We start from the raw sequence: 748 nt of genomic DNA, 5'->3' as shown, positions 1-748 counted from the left end.
ACGGTGACCATCCCGACCCAGAACCTGCTTACCCCGCGCTACATCAACGGCAAAGTCACGCGCGTGGCGGTGAGCGCCGTTGAGCTGACGGGCACGCGCTATGCGGTGTATCAGCTGACGGTGGAGCCGGACCTGTGGCCGATGAAGCGCGACCGTAACCTGCGTATCTTCCAGGGGCAGACGGTGCCGCAGATTGTGAAAACCCTGCTGGGCGAGCATCAGGTCAACGTGGAAGATAAGCTCACCGGCAGCTACCGGGTGTGGGACTACTGCGTCCAGTATCAGGAGTCGAGCCTGGACTTCATCAGCCGCCTGATGGAGCTGGAGGGAATAGCGTATTACTTCAGCCACGAGGCCGACAAACACACCCTGGTGCTCACCGACGCCGCCACGCAACATCAGCCGTTCAGCGGCTACGAGGTCATCCCCTATCACCAGACGCCGTCCGGCGGCAGCACGGACGAAGAGGGCATCAGCCAGTGGGCGCTGGAGGACAGCGTCACGCCGGGCATTTACAGCCTCGACGACTACGACTTCCGCAAGCCGAACGCGTGGCTGTTCCAGGCGCAGCAGAACCCGGCCTCGCCGAAACCGGGCAGCATCGACGTGTACGACTGGCCTGGGCGCTTTGTGGAGACCGGGCATGCGGAGTCCTACGCCCGCATTCGCCAGGAGCGCTGGCAGGTGGAGCATCAGCAGATTCAGGCCACGGCCACGGCGGCGGGTATTGCGCCGGGCCACACCTTCA

Annotated in this window: 1 protein-coding gene; it reads left to right on the top strand. The window is 64.0% G+C overall.

The window, feature by feature from the left end:
* Window positions 1-748 (top strand): type VI secretion system Vgr family protein (locus ACOTZF_RS25210; RefSeq protein ID WP_421636239.1); only part of this gene is annotated, 748 nt, incomplete at both ends.

The organism is Enterobacter cloacae complex sp. SHL021 (assembly GCF_049237765.1).
Taxonomy (GTDB): domain Bacteria; phylum Pseudomonadota; class Gammaproteobacteria; order Enterobacterales; family Enterobacteriaceae; genus Enterobacter; species Enterobacter cloacae.
The sequence above is the reverse complement of the archived record's forward strand: the minus strand, read 5'-3'. Positions and strand labels throughout refer to the sequence as shown.